This is a genomic window from Nocardia barduliensis (assembly GCF_013315795.1).
In the GTDB taxonomy this organism is placed as follows: Bacteria; Actinomycetota; Actinomycetes; order Mycobacteriales; family Mycobacteriaceae; genus Nocardia; species Nocardia barduliensis.
The window spans coordinates 17,177-33,792 of the sequence record NZ_JABLTE010000036.1; the positions used below are offsets into that span (position 1 = coordinate 17,177).

The window sequence follows — 16,616 nt, forward strand, 5'->3', positions numbered from 1 at the left end:
TCACCGGGGTGCTGAGAATCGCTCAGCTGTCCGTTGGTTCGCCGTCGACGTGCTGTCCACCGCGGCGGCCCCGAGCGCGCCGATTACCCTGCGTGGGTTCACTTTCTGGCGCCTCGGCCTCGCCAACCGTGACCTCCTCCGCCGTGACGGTAGGACGTTCGGTGTCGGCTTGGTCGTCGGGCGGTGGCGGTGGCGTCTCGGTGAACAGGTTCTCGATGGCTGCCTGCCGGGCGCGTGCCTCTTCTTCGATGGCGGCGCGAGCGGCGTTGGCCCTGGCCATCAGATCAGGATCGTTCTTGGCAGCTTCGATGTGAGCGTCGACAGCCCGGAAGCATTCAGCCTTGAGGCTGCTACCCCGGAGCTCGGCAATCCAGCTGAGCTGGGTATGCCTTGCGGTGTCGATCCGGATCGCCAGGGTGACTTCCCGGTTCGATGGTTCGGACATGATGGTCCTCCTCGGTGCGAGCGGCCGGTAAACGCTGATTGCGCTTACGAGTACGGCCGCATGGCACCGACGAGGGCATCCCGCTATGCGGCAGTCTTGCTCGGACGGCCGCGTGGTCGCTGGGCGTGCTTCTCATCGGCCCGGCACCGGGTAGCCGGGAATCACGATGTCCCCGTCGATCTCGTTGCCCCACGCGTCCCAGCCGGGCTGCCGCCGCCGCGCGAACAGCTCCAAATTCGGTCCTGGACTGACCCTCTCGATGATGGCGAACTGCTCCTCGGGCTTGTGGCTGTGGTCCTGCACGGGGGCGATGAACCACGTCGGCTGCGCGCGGAAGTTGACTGGTGCCTTGCCGCGCGTGCCGAAGAGGACGTGTTCGGTCATGTTGCGGAGGTACTGGCCGAGCTGCAATCGCGGCTTTACCCAGGTCAGCGGGGAGCGGTAGGTGAAGCCCCAGGCGGTCATGACGTCGTACCCTGCCCGCCAGGACCCGTTGGTAACCCACAGCCACAGGTGGGCATCGTCCTCGGCGAGATCACCCACGGGCATGTTCTTGATCTGCTCGACGGTCATGAGCGGGTAGTGCTGGATTGCCCCGCGTCCACCGGCCTGGGAAATGTCCCACGGTGGGTCGGCCAGGATGGTGCGGTAGCGCTTGCCTGGAGCGGGCACTTTCTGAATAGCGTTGGTTTTCTTCATGGTTCACCTCCCTTCATGATGTGAATGAGTTCGTTGGGCGCGATGATGCGGAACAGATCGCTGGGAAGTGTCCGGTCTTTGTCGATCGCGTCGCGCAGCGCGATCCGTCGCCGTTCGGCCTTGGCCTCGGTGTCGGCGCTCATGCTCCAGACCACGAACGGGAACGCCCCGTCACTGCGGTCCTGCTCGGTGCCGCTTCGGCGATACGCCTCGTACTCGCGGCACTTCTTGAGAAGCGTCGGGATGCTCTCGGTGCCCTTGTCGACCTCGATGAACGCCGCGTCGACGTACTCGTTGCCGGGTGGCGAGGCGGTTTCGGCGTACAAGTCGGGCTTGAGGGTCAGCCGCGTTCCACCAATGCCGACGTAATCTCGCCAGGCAGCAGGCTCGATCTCGCATTTCAGCAGTTCCAGCCGACCGTGCCGGTTCGCCTCCACCAGGGCAACATGCGCGTCGCCAATGCCGAGCTGATGGTCCAGGAACCGCTGGGTCGGCTGTTCGAAGCGTCGCCGGGGTCCCCGGCCCGCTTCCAGCCGCAGGAGGCGGTCGCCCACGACGTCCATGTAGTGGACCAGGCCGTTGCTGCCTGCCTGGATACCGCCGATCCGTTGCGTCAAGCTCGCCAGTATCCGGTAGCGCCGCAACCGGGCGAGTACCCGCTGCGTCGTCCGCAGGCCGCTGGCTGGTGGAAGGTCGCCGAAGTGGAGCAGTTGAATCTGTGGCACGGTCAGATAGCGGTGTTCGGCCACGGAACGCAGGATCGACCAGTCCCGGTCACTAAGTTGGGCCGCCAGCGACGTGATGTCGCGGACGGGACCGGTGGCGCGTGAGCGGCGGCGGGGTGTGGTGCCCGACAGCGCACCATCATTCGGCTCCCGCAAGGAGCCATTGACCGACGTAGCTGGGGACGGTGTGGTCGATGCGGCACGAATACCGGGACGAATACCGTCAACAGATGTGACTTCTACGTCGCTTCCGCTATCTCCGAGGCTAGGTCCGCGCGATCTTTCGGTCATGCCTGCCTCCTTCGGCGACGAGGTGTAGCGTCCGCGTCGCCGTTCACCTGCTCCAGCAGCTCGGCGAACCCGGCCTCGATCTCATCGAGGGGTTGGCCGTAGCGCTCACGGGACAAGCGCCGGATCTCTGCCGGATCGCTGGTTTCCGGGGGCGGCGGCAGCGTGACGCCCGACGCCCACGGCTGGACAGTGTTGTCGCGCATCAGGTTCACGTAAACGTGGTGGGCAGGCAGGGCGCCGAAGTCTTCGGGCGCGAGCACGGACTGTCCGGTGGACATGTCCTTGGCGTCGCCCGCCTGAAGCTGGAAGGTGATCCGGCTCCGTGCGTTGTTCCGGAAAGCGTCAAGCATCGCGGGCGGAAGCTGCTTCTGGTACTGATGTGCCAAGTGGAACCCAGCGCGGAGGGAGCGCGCCGTTGCCAGCGCGTCACCAAGATCAGTTGGCAGCCGCAGGTAGTCCTGCACCTCGTCGATGTAGACCATGACCGGCGTGCGGGTGTCCTCCGGCGTCCCGGCCCGTTCCCGAATCGCCTGCCACAGCTCGGCCAGAATGATCGCGCCGAGCAGCTGCGCCGCTTCGGGCCCGATGACGCCTTTTTGAAGTGGCACCAGCAGCACCAAGTTCTCATTGAGAACTTGGCGGATATTGAACTTCGGGTGGCGCTGGGCCAGAACGGCACGCAGCTGCTTGGTCAGCAAGGGGCGCAGCTTGTTGCTCAGCGGCGCGATTTTCGTATCCACCGCCTCCGGTGACAGGGAGTCGAACCACGCCCAGAACGGTCCGGCCGCGAACGGGTCCTCCCGGATCACCCGCTGCGTCAGTGAGCGGCGAAAGCCCGGATTGGTCAGCAGTAGCGGCAGCATGGTCAGGCTGGCGCCGTCGCGCTTGGCTAACACCTCCAAGGAGTTTCGGAGAATGTCGGCCGATCGCGGACCGAGGTCGCCGTGGATGGCGTGGATGGTGCCAAACAGCGAATCGGCGATTACTTCCGGCGTGCGGCCGTCGCTGTGCGCCAGCGGGTTGATGCCGACGGGGGCTTCATCGAGCGGGTCGAGCAGGACGATGTCCTGTTTCCGATGTTCGGGAATCCGGGCCAGGATGTCCGCCACCAGATCCTTCGGCTCAATCACCACCGCCGGACGCCCGGCTTGAAGGTCCTGAACGATCAGGTTGAGTAGCAGCGTCGACTTGCCGGTGCCGTTCGGACCGATGACCCAGGTGTGCCGCATGCTGTCGAGCACGTCGTAACCGATGGTGCCGGAGACGCCGGGTGCGTTGGCCTCGGCGATCACCCGCTGACCGGACAGCAGCGGCGGGGTCGGCCGTACCGGCTTCGGATGGAGCGGCGGCTGCCCCGGAAAGCGTTCGTCGCGGTCGCTGACCGGCCACGCCAGCAGATGACTCAGTTCCGGCACGCTCAGCGGCTGGGCCGGGGTGAGAATCGACCAGGTGGTCTTCGGATCATTGATCTTCGCGGCCTTCTCCTCCGCCAGCTTGAAGTGCACCCCGGCCGTTTCGACCGTCCCGATGGCCGCCGCCAGCCCCAGCAGCAAGGATTTGCGTCGTTCCGCGGTGCCGGCCTCGACGCCGATCCGGATAACCGCGCTGAAGCCGTGCTGGCCGAGCTTGCGGGCGATGGCCTGGCGGGCGTGCGGCCGCTTGTCCGGCAGCAGCCCGTTCCAGACCTTCGACGCCACCGACTGATGTGTTCCAGGCGCCTGCTCGACCGGAGGCAACATCGGCTGACGGCGTGGCCCCAGTACCACCTGAATCACCAGGCGCTCAGTGCCTTTCACGGCGGTCAAAGCCGAGAGGATGGAGCGGCTCGATGCCACCCGATCGACGGGTTCGAGTGGCCAGTCCGTTGCGGTCAGCTTCAACCGGCGAGCCGTGACGATGTCGCCGCGCTCTTCGGTATCGAACGGCGTCACCACCGCGCCGGACACCAACTGCTCGACCGATCGCCGGACACCGTGAGCGTGCCGAAGTTGGCTGCCGACGAGGTATTCCACGCCATCACTAGTCGAGCGGGCTTCGAGGATGAGCTGGGGCGCGTGCTTCTGGGCGGCCCAGTGGCGGAGCAGCGACGTGGCTGCTCCTTCACGGAATGGACTGGGCCAGAACAGGAGCTGCCAGACGAGAGAGTCGGCGGTGAGCTCGGGTCCCTGATTATTTGCGGTCATGGTCGGCCTCCTCGTCGCTTTCGACGGATTTGGTCACCGGGATCGGCTGTTCGGTGACCGCCTTATCCGCTTCGGCCTCAGCGAGGGCCATCGCGATGACGGCCCGGCTTATTTTGCGCAGATCCGGCGGCGTGCGCAGCTCGCTGCGCACGGTGATCCGATGCTGCGAGCAGTTCGGCTGATTGCGGCCCTTCGCGGCCCGTCTGGGGTTATAGCGTCCGGTTTTAGACATAGCTCTCCTCCTCGATGAATTACTTTGATGAGCGATTACGCGTTTAGCGTTCTGGTTCCGACTGTTTGCTTGTGCGCAAAAGTACTGTCCCCAATATGTTTTGCGCATGCGCAAAACTCAACGATCGTTGCAAATACCACTACACCGATATGAACGCCCCTGTTAGAGGTGAACATTTGCGATAGAAGCATGGGATTTCGATTACCATCCGGCACGGATTTTTCGGTAAATCACGATGCCGCCGATGACGAGCGCGATCAGGCCGACCACCCCCAGGATCACCACCAACGTCGGCCACATCGACTCGATCAACGCGACCGCGAAGTAGATGGCGACGACGCCGAGCAGGATGGCCACACAGGCCCGCTTGAACGACTCGGCCAAGTCAGTAGGGGAGTCACCGCTCATCGAGGCCACCGCCGCACCCTGTCGATCGCCTCGCTCGCCACGATGGCGCTGAACTCCACAGCCAGCAGGCTACTGGCCGGTGCCGCATCGTCGCGTTGTCCGGCCAAGCGCTGGATGTCGCGGGTCAGGCGCAGACTACGCCTGACCACAAAATTGACCAGCTCACTGCATGCTTCGATGTCGTCACCTTGGGGCACCCTGGGCTGAAGCTCGTTCAGCACAACGCGGTGGTTTCGCGTATTCATGTTCACCACTCCCCGCCGAGATCGTCGTCGTCCGCCTCGGTGGGCGCGATCGGTACCACGGCCATGCTCTTTGGCGCAGTCGCGCCCGTGGTGGCCTTGCCGTCCTCGGCCACCAGTTCGTCCAGCCGCTCCATCAGCTCGACGAGGACGGAGCGGTCGACGCCGACGTTGGGCCGGAGCAGATTGCCGTTCGGGCTGCTGTCTTGCGACGCGAACTCCGCCTCCGGTCCGGACCCCTGGTGGTACGACCGAGCCAGCAGCCGGAGCTGGTCCGCGCCCTTGATCGGCGCACCCAGCTTGGCCAGCGTGGCGGCGAAGACTCGCTCGGCCTTCAGCTTCAGCGGCGGCAACTGCGCGGCGAGACCATCGCACTGGCGATGCAGCGCCACCCGCTGCTGCTCGATCGGCTCCAGCCGCGCCGCCAGATACCCGACCTCGTCGGTCTGGAGCGAGCCGTCCCGGAACCGGGTCGCGAACACCACCACGTTGACCACGAACACGATGAGCGCGAAGAACACGCCCAGGATCGCCGCGCCGGTGGTGCTGCCGCCAGCAGCCACGCTGTCGCTGATGATCCGGTAGGCCATGACGATCCCCGCCCCGATGGCGAGCGTCGTCGCCAGGATGACGAACGCCAGCGGCACGATGCGCGCCGGGCCCGCAGGCAACGCGACGCCTCCGTCAGTGTCCTTGTAGCCCTTGAGTTCTCGGCCGAAGAACTTCAAACCCACGGCCACGGCCGCGGTGCCAAGCAGCGCGAAGACGACTGCCGTGACGAGCGGCACCACGCTCCCGCTCCAGGCCGCGCCGTCCCCGCTGGCGATGCCGGTCAGGTCGACGTTGAACACTTGGCTCAAGAAGTACAGCAGCACGGGGAAGTCCAGCAGCGCCGCCCAAGTGGCGAAGCGGTGCAGCCAGACCGGCACTCGCCGGTGCTTCAGACTGCCCGCGTCGTGCTCCTCGGTGATCGTGGCGCTGACCTTCGCCATCCGGTCGCGGGCGTCGCGGGCCGTGATGACGTCGCCGTTCATACCGGTCACCGGCTGCTCGTCCAGGCGATTGAGTTCCGCTCGCACCGTCGCCATCTCGCCCTTGATCGCGGCGGCCTGGTCCACCAGCTGGCCGAGCTGATCGGCACCGCGCTCGCGGGCTTCCTCGGCAGCCAACATGCCCTTGCTCATCACCAGGGCTTCCATCTGGCTGAAGGTGTCGGGCTCGCGCTGCTCGCCGATGCGCTGCTGTTCATCGACCAGCGCAAGCACCTGCGGCAGCCAGTTGCGCGGGATCGGCTTGCCGAAGACCCACGACATGGCGATGTCGCGTTTGGGTATGGACGGCGGTGATGTTGCACCGGCGCCGGTCGCCGGCGGCGTCGGGATCACCGAGGGCAACGCCTTGCCGTGATCGACGTGCCCGCTATTTCCGTTCGTGGGCGTGGTGGGCTGGATGGTCATGATGCTGGCTCCAATCTGGTGAGGGGATACGGATTCCGGGGAGATACACGGCGTTGGGACATCAGCGGCTGCCGTGGTGGAAGGTCAGCTCGACACGGCGGTTCTGCTGCGCCTTGGCCTCGTCGAAGTGGTTGTCAGTGAAGTTCGGGATGATCGGCTCGCGGGCGTCGCGGCCGGAGACGATGCCTAGCAGCTCGGTCGGCAGCCCCAGTGCCACAAGGCGATCCGCCACGGCACGGGCCCGCCGCTCGGACAGGTTGTTCCGGGTGTCCCCGGTTCCGGTGTCCGCGATATGCCCAGTGATATCGATGCCTTGGATGTCGCAGCGAGACATAGCGTCCACGATCGGTCGTAGTTGATCGTCGGCCTCGGCCGGCAAGACCGCGCTCTCCGGCGCGAAGTGGAGTGTGCCGTCGTTCAGGCTGGCCCAGACTGGGCAGCTGCCCTCGGTGATCGCGTCCGGCACCGGCATCACGGGTACGGGCATGGTGGCTACCGGCGCCGCCGCGGATGGGGTGTCATGCGAGACGACGCAACTGGCTGCCCCGGCGCGCTGGCAGATGCTCACCCACAGCTGCTCGACCAGCGTGCGAGCGAAAGGTGGCAAGCCCTGCTGCGATCCGGCGGCGATACCGAGACCGTGGAACGTCACGTGACGGCCGGACAGGCTAGGCAAGCGGCCCTGGCGGGCGATGCTGTCGATGACACTGTCGGTTTTCGCGTTCCAGCCGACGACGCGCAGATCGACCGGCGCGACCGTCGTGATGCCGGAGGACACGACATGCAGCTCGCCGGGCAGCTGGCTGGCACGGTCGAGCAGCCCGAGGAGATCGAGGCCGGGCCGGTCGGCGCGGGCGTCCGCGACCGCATTGGCTAGTTCGCGCACGGAGGCGGTGATCTGGCGATCGGCGTCGGCCGCGGCGTGCTGCACCTGGCCGTTCGGTCGGCGCGGTGTCAGGTCCTTCGTGGTGATTTCGCCGGTCGCCGAGGACACCACACGCACGGTGGCGTCGCCGGTGCGCTTGGACTGCTTGGCCATGTCGGTCAGCTTGGTGACAAGCGAATCCGGCAGGGCGGCTCGGGGTTCGGCGCTGGTAGCGGTGGCGGCGACGGTGATCGTGGAGGGCACCTCGTCCGCCGAGACCGCGGTGCAGCCGATCAGGCTGAGGAACGCGGGCAAGCTCACGAATAGGGTCAGCAGCGAAAGAACTGCGTGTATCGCTAACGAATAGGCAGTCGGACGCGAAACAAGCTGGCAAACAGCAGTGTCCGGTGATGACTTCAAATAGGTGTGATGAGACATGCGGCATTCCGCCTTCCGGGGTGTGCTGATGGGATGCGAGCCGTCCACGTCACTGGCAGATGACGTTGTAGCCCCGGAAGAAACGTTAGAAATTCGCAGGTCAGAAAGCAGGCGTGCAAGGTGGCGCTGAAGTTGGTGGGAAAGTTGGCGGGTAGCTGCCGCACTCATGGCGCACTTCCCCAGGTGGGAACATGATGGCGACATGACCCGCAGCAATCCTCGCTCGCAACTCCATGAAGCACTGGAGCAGTACGGCCGACGAGGACGACGTCTATCGGAAGGCCGGATGCTGAGTGTTGACGTGGTGCTGCGCCAGCTCGGCGATGACACTCGGCTTTCCGACCCGCGGTACCGCGAGCAACTCGCGCGGAGGGTCGTCACTGTGTTGCGCTCGCTCATCACGGCAATTGCCGATCCGGTGGACCGGCGCATCGCCGAGGCGGTGTTGGCCGCGACACCCGAGTTCTACGACAAGACGGTTGAACAACGGCGCGCGTATGTCCGTGAGCACGACCTTGGCTTCACCGATGAGCAGTTCAAGACTCGGCGAGCACGGGTGATTGGCGACCTTGCAGCCGAGCTTGCCGAGGCATTTCGTACGCAGCCCGCGACCCAGCGGATCTTCATCGGAGGCAACTACACCGACCCGATCTGGGACCGCGATGCCGCCGAACTCGGTGTCGCGCTTGCCGAGCTGCCAGTCACGATCGTGTCCGGTTCCGCGCTGCCCGGCCGTAGGATCGCATACGCGATGGCGGATGCGTTGGCCGCCAAAGGTATCTACGCACCCACACGCGTCATGCTCTTTGCCCAAGCCAACGCCGGCAAACCTACTCAGGCCGACCGCCCGATCGGTACCCTGACGTACTTCGGCATCAATGCCTTTGAGAAGCGGCGGGAGATGCTGCGCATTTCGCGTTTGGCCATTCTGTTCGGTGGCTCCAAAGGAACAGCGGAGGAGGCGAAACTTGCGGATAAGTATGGAATCCCAGTAATTCCGCTGGCGTTTACCGGAGGAACGGCCAAGGAGTATTGGTTTACTCATCGGGCCGAAAACGACGCCGTCGTACTCGGTGGCAAGCCAGCAGATGCCCGCGCGTATGCCATGCTCGACCATGAAGTCCACAGCTTGGCGTTGCAGGCTGCAGTGCAACTGATTCGGCAGGCTCTTGGTCTCCCGATTATCTGATCGGGGACCACGACCATGTCTCCTACGCTACCTGGCATTACAACAGGTACTAACCGCAGAAGGGTACGCGAACTCAGCATCCTGTCGGGCGACATGATACAGCATTGGGGATAAATGCGGGAGGGCTAGATTTCGGCGAGTAGCTCCAGGACTGCGACCACGCCGCCGAGCGTGGCGATGCCCAGGTGCGCGAGGACCCACAGGTGCTCGAGCCGAATCCACGAGAGCACCTTGTATTTGCTTTCATGCTGGCGCCGGTTTGCCGCCCAGTCATCTTCGAGGTACAGGCGAGGATAGAGGTCGTTCAGGCGGCGTCGGAGAAGCTGCGCGGCGTCCATGTGCATCTTGAAGCGTTCGAAGTATTTGGCCGAGATCAGGGCGCCGAACAACCCGAGTAGGCAGACGGCGAGCGATACGGCCGCACTGATCATGTGGCTGTCATGTTGCAGCGCAATGTACGTCATGCCGCCAATCGCGCCTATGACCACGAGCATGGTCATGATCGCCCGGTGGTTCTCGGACTGACGTCCTTGCATTCGCTGCTCCTGCCACATAGGAAGTAGCACTTCGGCCTGGCTGGCAGGTGACTCCGACGTGAGTTCTCCGGTCGTTCGATCATGGGGTTCCTCGGCTCGGTCTGTCTCGCCCTCGGGGTCCGGGGGGCTTATCGCTGGAGGGAGCTCAGGGGTGATTTCCGGCTCGACCGCATCGCGAACGCGTTCCCACTTGATCCGCCAGGCTGTCGTGTCCCCACCGCATACCCTGACGAAAGCCTCGATCGTCTCCCATGTCGGCAAATGATCGCCGCCAGCGGCTTCCGACAAGGCCGTCCGTGATCGTCCCGACATACGTTGCATCTGAAGGTACTTCGGATTGCCTGCTTGAGCTCTGAGTTCGCGCAGTTCGGCAGCAAATGCTTGAATCGGGCCAGCGGACGGGTCAAGAGGGCGTTGCGGGCGTGGCATCAATCCGTCTCCGGTCAGCAGGATCGAACAGAGCGATGATATCCCGGGCGGAAAGGGCCGGGTCGGCGAATGAGCTCTGATCAGCGTCTATCCATCGAAATGGGCGGGCATCCAGATAATTTCACCGAAGGGCTTTGATCCGAACTGGCGGGCCTGTGCCTGCATGTGCTTCCGGAGGTGGCGTGCGGTCCGGTCCGGTAGTGGACCACGCAGCAGTGCATCGAAGTCCGCAGCGAACTGCAAGTAGTCCTGGCGAAGGATCGTGGTGATCACCAGTTGCCCTAAGGTCGACGGGAAGTCAGGGATCCTCGCGATCAACCGGCGGACCTGGTTCGGGTAGCTCACCTCCACGACCTTGTCGATCGCGCGGATCCATCTGTTTCCCGCGTTCGTCTGCTGCTTGGGCCGGTACGGGCCGCTACCGAGGGCGACAATCGCGTCGATCAGGGTCTCGATGCCCTCATCGACGTACCCGCTAACGACTAGGTTTGTTATGTACTGGGAGACGTTGGCGATCCCGGCGATGTTGTCCTTATCTTCGTCGCGGGCGACGAAGGCCGGGCGGAAAACTAATGCACGGACGACCGCCCAGCTCGTCGGATCTGCTTGCGGCTGTGCTGCAAGCGCGTCGAGCCATGCCCGGCGTGCTGCTTCCAACACCTGGGGCTGCTCCTGCTGGCCCGCAGAAGTCGGGACGATCTCTGGTGGCTCGTTCCTGTCGAGTTGCAGCACTGTCCCGAACAACGCGACCGCGACATCGCCTTGGGCCGGATCCTCGCGGACGGCTGTCGCGGCCAGTGACAACAGGGCAGCTTTCACTTCGGGGAAGGTTGTCGACTTGTACGAATCAACGATGCGCTGGATATCGGGTCGCAGCGCGCCGGTACGAACGAGCGCTTGCCACAAACGGACTGCGCCTGCTTGGTCCTGGGCTGTTCCGGACATGACTTGGTCGATGAGCAGATTGAGCGCTACACGGTGGGCGCGAAGGTGTGCTGCTGCGTCAGGCCGATTCGCGAGTTGCTCCAAGTGTGCCGTGCGCCGTTTCGCCAGTGCCAGTCCCACCACGACAGGTGTCAGTGAGGGGTCACCGAGAGCGACCTTGCCACAGGTGTCGAGCAGCAGTCCTTGGGAATTCAGCGACAGTTGCTGGGGATCATCCGCAATTTCGGACAGAAAAGTGATGGCCTCGGGCACACCGGCGGTCGCGGCCTTCGGTGTGAGCTTGAGAAGCCTCTCCTCGTCGAACCACATGCTGCGACGTCTGGCTACGGTACTGGCGTTGAGTATCAGTTCGGTCACGTCGGCGGGGACGTCGTCGCGCATGAGGCAGTCTCTGATAACCGCTGGCCAGGTGCTGGCTGACGAGAATTTGTCGAGCTCGGATGAAAACCGTTCTACAAGTAGTGTTCTAGCGATCGAGGGTGTCGCCAGCAGCAACGGGAACAGACCTTTGCCGATTTCGCGTTGTGCGTTCTGGCTTTCGATTGCGAACAGTCGCTGAAGACTGTCACCGACCAGGGTGGGGACCGTCTGTTCTCTCAGGATCAGCGCCAGGCCGATTGTTTTCGCCCCGGTGAGCACGTCCTGACCGTCCTCCTCCAGCGCCGTGCAGGCAGCTGTGACCAGTTCGGTCCACTGATGGGCAGTTCCACCGGGCTCGGATCCGTCGAGTAGTTGCCGCCAGCTCTGGGCGTACACGGCGCCCAGACTGTTTCGCATTGCGCGGTTACCCCTGCGTGCGCGGCGTGCTGCACGTTGCTGGGCTGGGGTCTGTTCCTTGGGCGACTCGGATCCTGGGGGGTCGAACCAAGTTTCGAGCGAGCCAAGGAACTCCTCGGTGCCGACATGTTGCCATACCTCTGGGCGTGCGATGACGCCGAGCAGCCGGTTCAGCGCATCCCAGCCGACGCCGTTGCGCCGGAACTCGGTCGCTATGAGGTTGATTGCTTGTCGCGCGAATGGTGGGTCGGCGCTGGCGAGGTGACCGACCAAGTCGGCGACTGTTGGTTGCGCTCGTACACCTCCGAGATGCTCGTGAACGAGGTACTCCACGCAGTTGAGACGTTGCACCACTGGGGTCACGTCGGCCGGCGCACGTCGTGCAAGACGCTCCAGGATCTCGGCGACCAAGATTCTCGAGCCGCGGTCCCCCGCCAGCCAAAAGCTCTCCAGCACCGACAACAGCGGACGGTTGTTCGGGTGGGCCACCGTCGGTGCGATTTCTGTAAACCGGCGTAGTTCCTCGGCCGGAAGCGACTGGCACAGCTCGGCGTGATCGGCAATGAGATGCGGATGGTGCGCCCATACAGCTAAACCGATCCCGCGCAGTGTGGCATGCTCGCTGTGCAGTAACGCTCGGGTTGCGGCCGATACCGAGGTGCTGGCACTTTTCCTACGGCCCAGCAAGATCAGGAACTGCTCGTAGACCGCGCCGACGAATAGATCAGTGGGATCGTTTTGAAGTCGTCTGGCAATCACAGGGATCTCATCTTCAGCGCCTCGCGCGATGAGCCCCTGAGCGGCGGCGAACTCGAACAACGTCTGGTGCAGGAATCCGAGATCGCCGTGATGGTACACCAACACCCCCCGCCGGATAAGTACCTCCGCCCCGTCACCGACGCCGATTGCGTCTGCCTTCCGCCAATGTGTCGCGATGTCTTCCGCGACACCCACCATCACGTCACGTGACACCTCGGGCTTGCCCTCTGCGAGGAGCGCCAGCCCGAACCCGCCAGCCCGGTACGAGAGATCAAGCTGCGCTTCCTTGCCCGCTGGCCGAGCGACTCCAGCACGTAGGTCTGCTTCGACCCGGCGTATCCAGTACTTCAGAAAGAGCCCGGTGACATCCAACTCCTGGAAGGTGGGGAATTCTGGAGCCGCCAGCTCGAACAGAAGGCGAAGCAGCAGTGGGCTCGTACAGATTGGCGCGACCGGAAGATCCCGTGCAACAGCGTCCCGGATTTCACCAACGCTGCCGGGATGAAGGGACTGCGGGCAATACTGTGTGATCAGACGACTCACAGCTTCACGCAACTCCCGATCGACCCCATAGGCCCCGAGAAGCACGTCCCTGCCGACCTTCCGGGGTAGTAATGCGGCTTCCTCGAGTCGGCTGGTGAGCACCCAGGGAACACGCTCATCGGTGAGCAATGTCAGCATGTCGAGCAGCGCAAATCTGGTGTCGTCGGCGTGAAGGAGCAGATCAGCGGTGTCCAACAGCAGTACGGCATTCTCGACGGCGCGAAGAGCTGTCACCAGCTCCGACATCGCGAGGGCGCCTGCGCCTGCCAGCCAGTTAGCCGAGATCAATAAAGGTGTTTTGCCATATTGTGAAAGCTGGTTGCTGATCGACCACAATAACGTGGATTTTCCATGCCCGGGAGCACCTTTTACGATAAGCGCAGCGGGTTGTTCGACAGCGAGAAGCCTTTCGATGAGCCCATCTTCGATGTCGCGTCGCACATGTAGCGACGACCCGTCATCCGCCCGTAGAAGCTGACCGAGGTCATCGGAAAACTGTCGTGACCGACGAAGGACTGAACTTGCGAGCGACAGGGAATTGGGCTCGTTGGACGTTGTAACTTCTGCCCGCGAGCTGTCGCTATCCAACGCCTCCTCTGGCCTCACCGGGCTTTCCTCATCGCCGATGTCAGATTTCCCCGGGCGCTCGGGGTGTTCGAGTCTGATATGCAAATCTTGAATCGGAGCGTCTTGGTCGGATAACACACGATCCACGGTGCCCAGGAATTGTCGAACGAAGTCAGCTCCCGGATTTTCCGGGTGTTCCTTCAAGCTTTCCTTCAAGGCTCTGTAGCGCTTGATATCTTTCCAGGCACGGCTGTCGTCGACAGCGCAACGGGCAGCTTCGAGGCGTTCCCGGTAAGAGCGTGGTACTGGCGAGAACGGGTCGATCAGCGCACCGATAACGAGCGGCGCATCCCATTCACATGGTGTGACGCGATCGGTCTCGATGGGCTCGCGGGCTCGGACCTGTTCGACCACCCAAGCCAAGATCACCCGGGCCGCTTCACCGTCGACCCCCTTTTCCGGGATGCCGACCATGCGAGCCAAGTGCTCCCGTAGCGACTGACAACTGGACAACGCACCTGCCGAAGCCCCCACGTCGTTGGTTGCGAGAAGGCGAAGCTCGTCGAGCGCATCCCCTCGCGCGGTGTCGATGTCCACGTACACGATCGACACGATAGCTCGTGTCCGGCCAGGAGTGGGCAGTTTGAAATATGCCCATCAAACTGCTATCGCTTGCAAATTCTCGAATTTGCTTTATAAATTACAAAGGCGCAACTTACACGAAACGAGGTAAGTGCGAATGGTAAATTTGAGAGACTGCGGAGTCATGGTTTCAGACGGAACTGACCTCGCACGCGAAGTGATAGAATTTCGGGATGAATTCCTCGTGTGGGTCCGGGGTTTCGATCGGGACATCTACGGACCGTCGAGCCACAGAGATACCGGCGGGCTTCAATATCTGTTCGATCAGTGGGTCAACGATCATGTCGATCCGCTCGACTCGGAGGAAGCCAAGGTATTGTTCTCTGAGCTGCGGCCGTACATTCTGCTCGCCATCATCGACAGTGCGCTGAGGGATTCGTCCGAACTCGACTTCATAGGCCCGGGTCACGACGGCAAGGTACGTACTGTGCCACGGCCACTGCGCCGCATCACGATATCGGGTTACCAGCCATACAGTCACGTATCCGACCTCGAGCAAATCGGTCGGCTGCTCGCCAGCATGCCGATCAGCGCCGAGTGACGACAGCATAAATCCATTACCCTGTTGCGCCACCATGCCCACTCCAACAAGGAGTGGGCATTACCATTTATCCGTACCTACGCAGGCAGAACGGATCTGTCCACGATCTGTCCACCACCTGTCCATGGTGGACGAATTCGGGATGGATAAATTCCCATCCTGAGTTAATGGATAAATTGCATCATGCCAACTCCCTCCCGATCTCCGCCCACCTGGTGAACACCGTTTTGGAGGCCGTCAACGAAACCGTTGCCGAGTTGCTGGAAACAGCAGAGCACCACATGGCGGTCGCCCCGGAGCTCTGCCGACAAATGGTGATGCTGGCCATCAACCTGATGGAGGCCACCAAGATGTGGCTGCAGCAGGTCGTCCAAGCGTGACCCAGCCCAACCAGAACGCTCCGCAGTGCCCGGCCTGCGGGGCGTTCCTTTTGAACGGCGCCGGGCATACTGATCAGGTCAACTGGTGGCTCGATCCTGCGAGCATCCTGCCTGCAGACGTCACCCCGATGTGCCTCGGCTTGGAACCGCCTGCCGTTGAGGGTTTCCTCCGTGCCTTCCACATCGACAGCACGGAGAAGGTGCGCGTCCTCAGCCGAACCTACGGCCTCGCCCGCCATCACCTGGCGCCGTTCATCCTCAAGGTCGTCGTCGACATGGTCGAAGATCTGATCGACGCGGTCGCCGAGAATCCGAACGTCAAGATCGTCTTTGCAGGCAGGGACGGGTTCGTGCTGGGTTTCGTTCTCGGTGCGCTCCTGCCGGACTTCTACGCGCGCCACTGTGTCGCCATGTACTTGCCGCGCCCCTTGGTCGACGCTGCGCTACGTGAACTCGAGGATCGCGAGGGCAAGACCTTTCCGGCTGCTGAACCGTTCCGCAAGCGGTCGGCGGTGCCGACCGATCCAGGACTCGCGTTGCGAGACCTCACGATGTACTTCCGCCTCTGCGGCATCGAGATCACCGCGGAAGGAACAGAGGTGCGTCTGGTGGACAGCGGCCTCAAGGGCAGCATCCAGGAGATGCTGGCGGCGGCCTACCCGCTGACAACCTTCTCCGGGCATCTGATGTTCTTTGCCGCGTCGCCGAAGGATCCTCACCCTGGCTCAAAGCGAGGATATGCGCTTCACCTCGATCCCTCTCACAGCAACAACGGATCGGCCCTCCGTGGGGTGCTGCCCGGAGATCCTGATCGAACATTCCTCCATCACGAGGCCATCATCGCTTTCGAAAGCATGATCTCCGGAAGCAAGAGCAGCCCTACCACTTTCGGCCGGAGCGCTCGTCCCCATGCCCGACGACACCGCCACGGCGAAAGACCCATTCGTGGTGTCGACCCTGCACTGGTGGCACCCGAATACGCCGATCCCCTGGTGCGGGAGGCGATCTTGGCGCTAAACATCATGGCCATCATCCACTACGCACGTGATCTCGCCCCGACGATCATCGCGGCGGGGCCCGCATGGTACGAGTCGGCCGAGAACACCCGCTGGTACGCCGAACTCACAGCGCGAAGCAACGAATTGCGAGACCAGATCCGAGCATGGGTAGGCCAATCGAGCAGCGCTGATCCCGAACTCGCGCGGTTGCTCGATTCGTTCGTACCACGCACCAGAGACCACCGCTCCGGCTCGGCTTTCGGTCGCCAGCCTGACGCCATCCGGGAGTCGACGAAACTATCCGCGAGAACATGCCCTTGACCAG

General features: G+C 63.2%; 15 protein-coding genes and 1 pseudogene. 4 read left to right on the plus strand and 12 right to left on the minus strand.

Annotated elements, in window-relative coordinates; all coding sequences use genetic code 11:
• Positions 1 to 22: 22 nt before the first annotated feature.
• The 9 genes from HOV91_RS17275 to HOV91_RS40830 all read right to left on the minus strand — a co-directional run bounded on the left by HOV91_RS17275 (position 23) and on the right by HOV91_RS40830 (position 8,033).
• Positions 23 to 445 carry a hypothetical protein gene (locus tag HOV91_RS17275; RefSeq protein WP_174186428.1) on the minus strand — a complete coding sequence of 141 codons (423 nt, stop codon included), beginning with the start codon at positions 443 to 445 and terminating at the stop codon, positions 23 to 25.
• 132 nt (positions 446 to 577) lie between these two features.
• A complete protein-coding gene (locus HOV91_RS17280) occupies positions 578 to 1,144 on the minus strand; it encodes an MT-A70 family methyltransferase (protein WP_174186429.1) in 567 nt (188 codons plus the stop codon).
• Entirely contained in the window at positions 1,141 to 2,160 is a 1,020-nt protein-coding gene (locus tag HOV91_RS17285) for a replication-relaxation family protein (protein ID WP_217440621.1), read from the minus strand. The genes HOV91_RS17280 and HOV91_RS17285 overlap by 4 nt, the downstream gene beginning before the upstream one ends.
• Positions 2,157 to 4,343 (minus strand): type IV secretory system conjugative DNA transfer family protein, encoded by a 2,187-nt coding sequence (locus tag HOV91_RS17290; RefSeq protein ID WP_174186430.1) that lies wholly within the window; start codon positions 4,341 to 4,343, stop codon positions 2,157 to 2,159. Before HOV91_RS17290 ends, HOV91_RS17285 begins: the two co-directional genes overlap by 4 nt.
• Positions 4,330 to 4,575 carry a hypothetical protein gene (locus HOV91_RS17295; protein ID WP_174186431.1) on the minus strand — a complete coding sequence of 82 codons (246 nt, stop codon included), beginning with the start codon at positions 4,573 to 4,575 and terminating at the stop codon, positions 4,330 to 4,332. The genes HOV91_RS17290 and HOV91_RS17295 overlap by 14 nt, the downstream gene beginning before the upstream one ends.
• 201 nt (positions 4,576 to 4,776) lie before the next feature.
• The gene (locus HOV91_RS17300; RefSeq protein ID WP_174186432.1) at positions 4,777 to 4,983 is read right to left on the minus strand and encodes a hypothetical protein; all 207 of its coding nucleotides are present in this window, start codon (positions 4,981 to 4,983) and stop codon (positions 4,777 to 4,779) included.
• Positions 4,980 to 5,228 (minus strand): hypothetical protein, encoded by a 249-nt coding sequence (locus HOV91_RS17305; protein ID WP_174186433.1) that lies wholly within the window; start codon positions 5,226 to 5,228, stop codon positions 4,980 to 4,982. The genes HOV91_RS17300 and HOV91_RS17305 overlap by 4 nt, the downstream gene beginning before the upstream one ends.
• Before the next feature lie 2 nt (positions 5,229 to 5,230).
• Positions 5,231 to 6,682: a hypothetical protein gene (locus tag HOV91_RS17310; protein WP_174186434.1), complete on the minus strand. Its 1,452-nt coding sequence runs from the start codon at positions 6,680 to 6,682 to the stop codon at positions 5,231 to 5,233.
• A 61-nt stretch (positions 6,683 to 6,743) separates the two neighbouring features.
• Positions 6,744 to 8,033 (minus strand): OmpA family protein, encoded by a 1,290-nt coding sequence (locus HOV91_RS40830; RefSeq protein ID WP_174186435.1) that lies wholly within the window; start codon positions 8,031 to 8,033, stop codon positions 6,744 to 6,746.
• Between the two features lie 154 nt (positions 8,034 to 8,187).
• Here HOV91_RS40830 and HOV91_RS17320 point away from each other — a divergent pair, with 154 nt between their 5' ends.
• Entirely contained in the window at positions 8,188 to 9,174 is a 987-nt protein-coding gene (locus tag HOV91_RS17320; protein ID WP_174186436.1) for a hypothetical protein, read from the plus strand.
• A gap of 125 nt (positions 9,175 to 9,299) precedes the next feature.
• On the opposite strand, the gene HOV91_RS17325 is transcribed toward HOV91_RS17320, so the two are convergent.
• The 3 genes and pseudogenes from HOV91_RS17325 to HOV91_RS17330 form a co-directional block, all read right to left on the minus strand.
• Positions 9,300 to 9,710, minus strand: coding sequence for a hypothetical protein (locus HOV91_RS17325; RefSeq protein WP_174186437.1), 411 nt, complete (start codon positions 9,708 to 9,710; stop codon positions 9,300 to 9,302).
• A gap of 222 nt (positions 9,711 to 9,932) precedes the next feature.
• Positions 9,933 to 10,139 (minus strand): annotated as a pseudogene (locus HOV91_RS41080) (hypothetical protein); the annotation flags it as partial.
• A gap of 87 nt (positions 10,140 to 10,226) precedes the next feature.
• Complete coding sequence (locus HOV91_RS17330) at positions 10,227 to 14,333, minus strand: hypothetical protein (RefSeq protein ID WP_174186438.1); 4,107 nt, start codon at positions 14,331 to 14,333, stop codon at positions 10,227 to 10,229.
• A gap of 163 nt (positions 14,334 to 14,496) precedes the next feature.
• Between HOV91_RS17330 and HOV91_RS17335 the strand changes: the two genes are divergently transcribed.
• From HOV91_RS17335 to HOV91_RS17345, 3 genes are all read left to right on the plus strand, one after another.
• On the plus strand, positions 14,497 to 14,913 hold the full coding sequence (locus tag HOV91_RS17335; RefSeq protein ID WP_174186439.1) for a hypothetical protein: 417 nt from the start codon (positions 14,497 to 14,499) through the stop codon (positions 14,911 to 14,913).
• Positions 14,914 to 15,080: 167 nt separating this feature from the next.
• Positions 15,081 to 15,293, plus strand: coding sequence for a hypothetical protein (locus HOV91_RS17340; RefSeq protein WP_174186440.1), 213 nt, complete (start codon positions 15,081 to 15,083; stop codon positions 15,291 to 15,293).
• Positions 15,290 to 16,612, plus strand: coding sequence for a hypothetical protein (locus HOV91_RS17345; protein WP_174186441.1), 1,323 nt, complete (start codon positions 15,290 to 15,292; stop codon positions 16,610 to 16,612). The genes HOV91_RS17340 and HOV91_RS17345 overlap by 4 nt, the downstream gene beginning before the upstream one ends.
• Positions 16,613 to 16,616 lie beyond the last annotated feature (4 nt).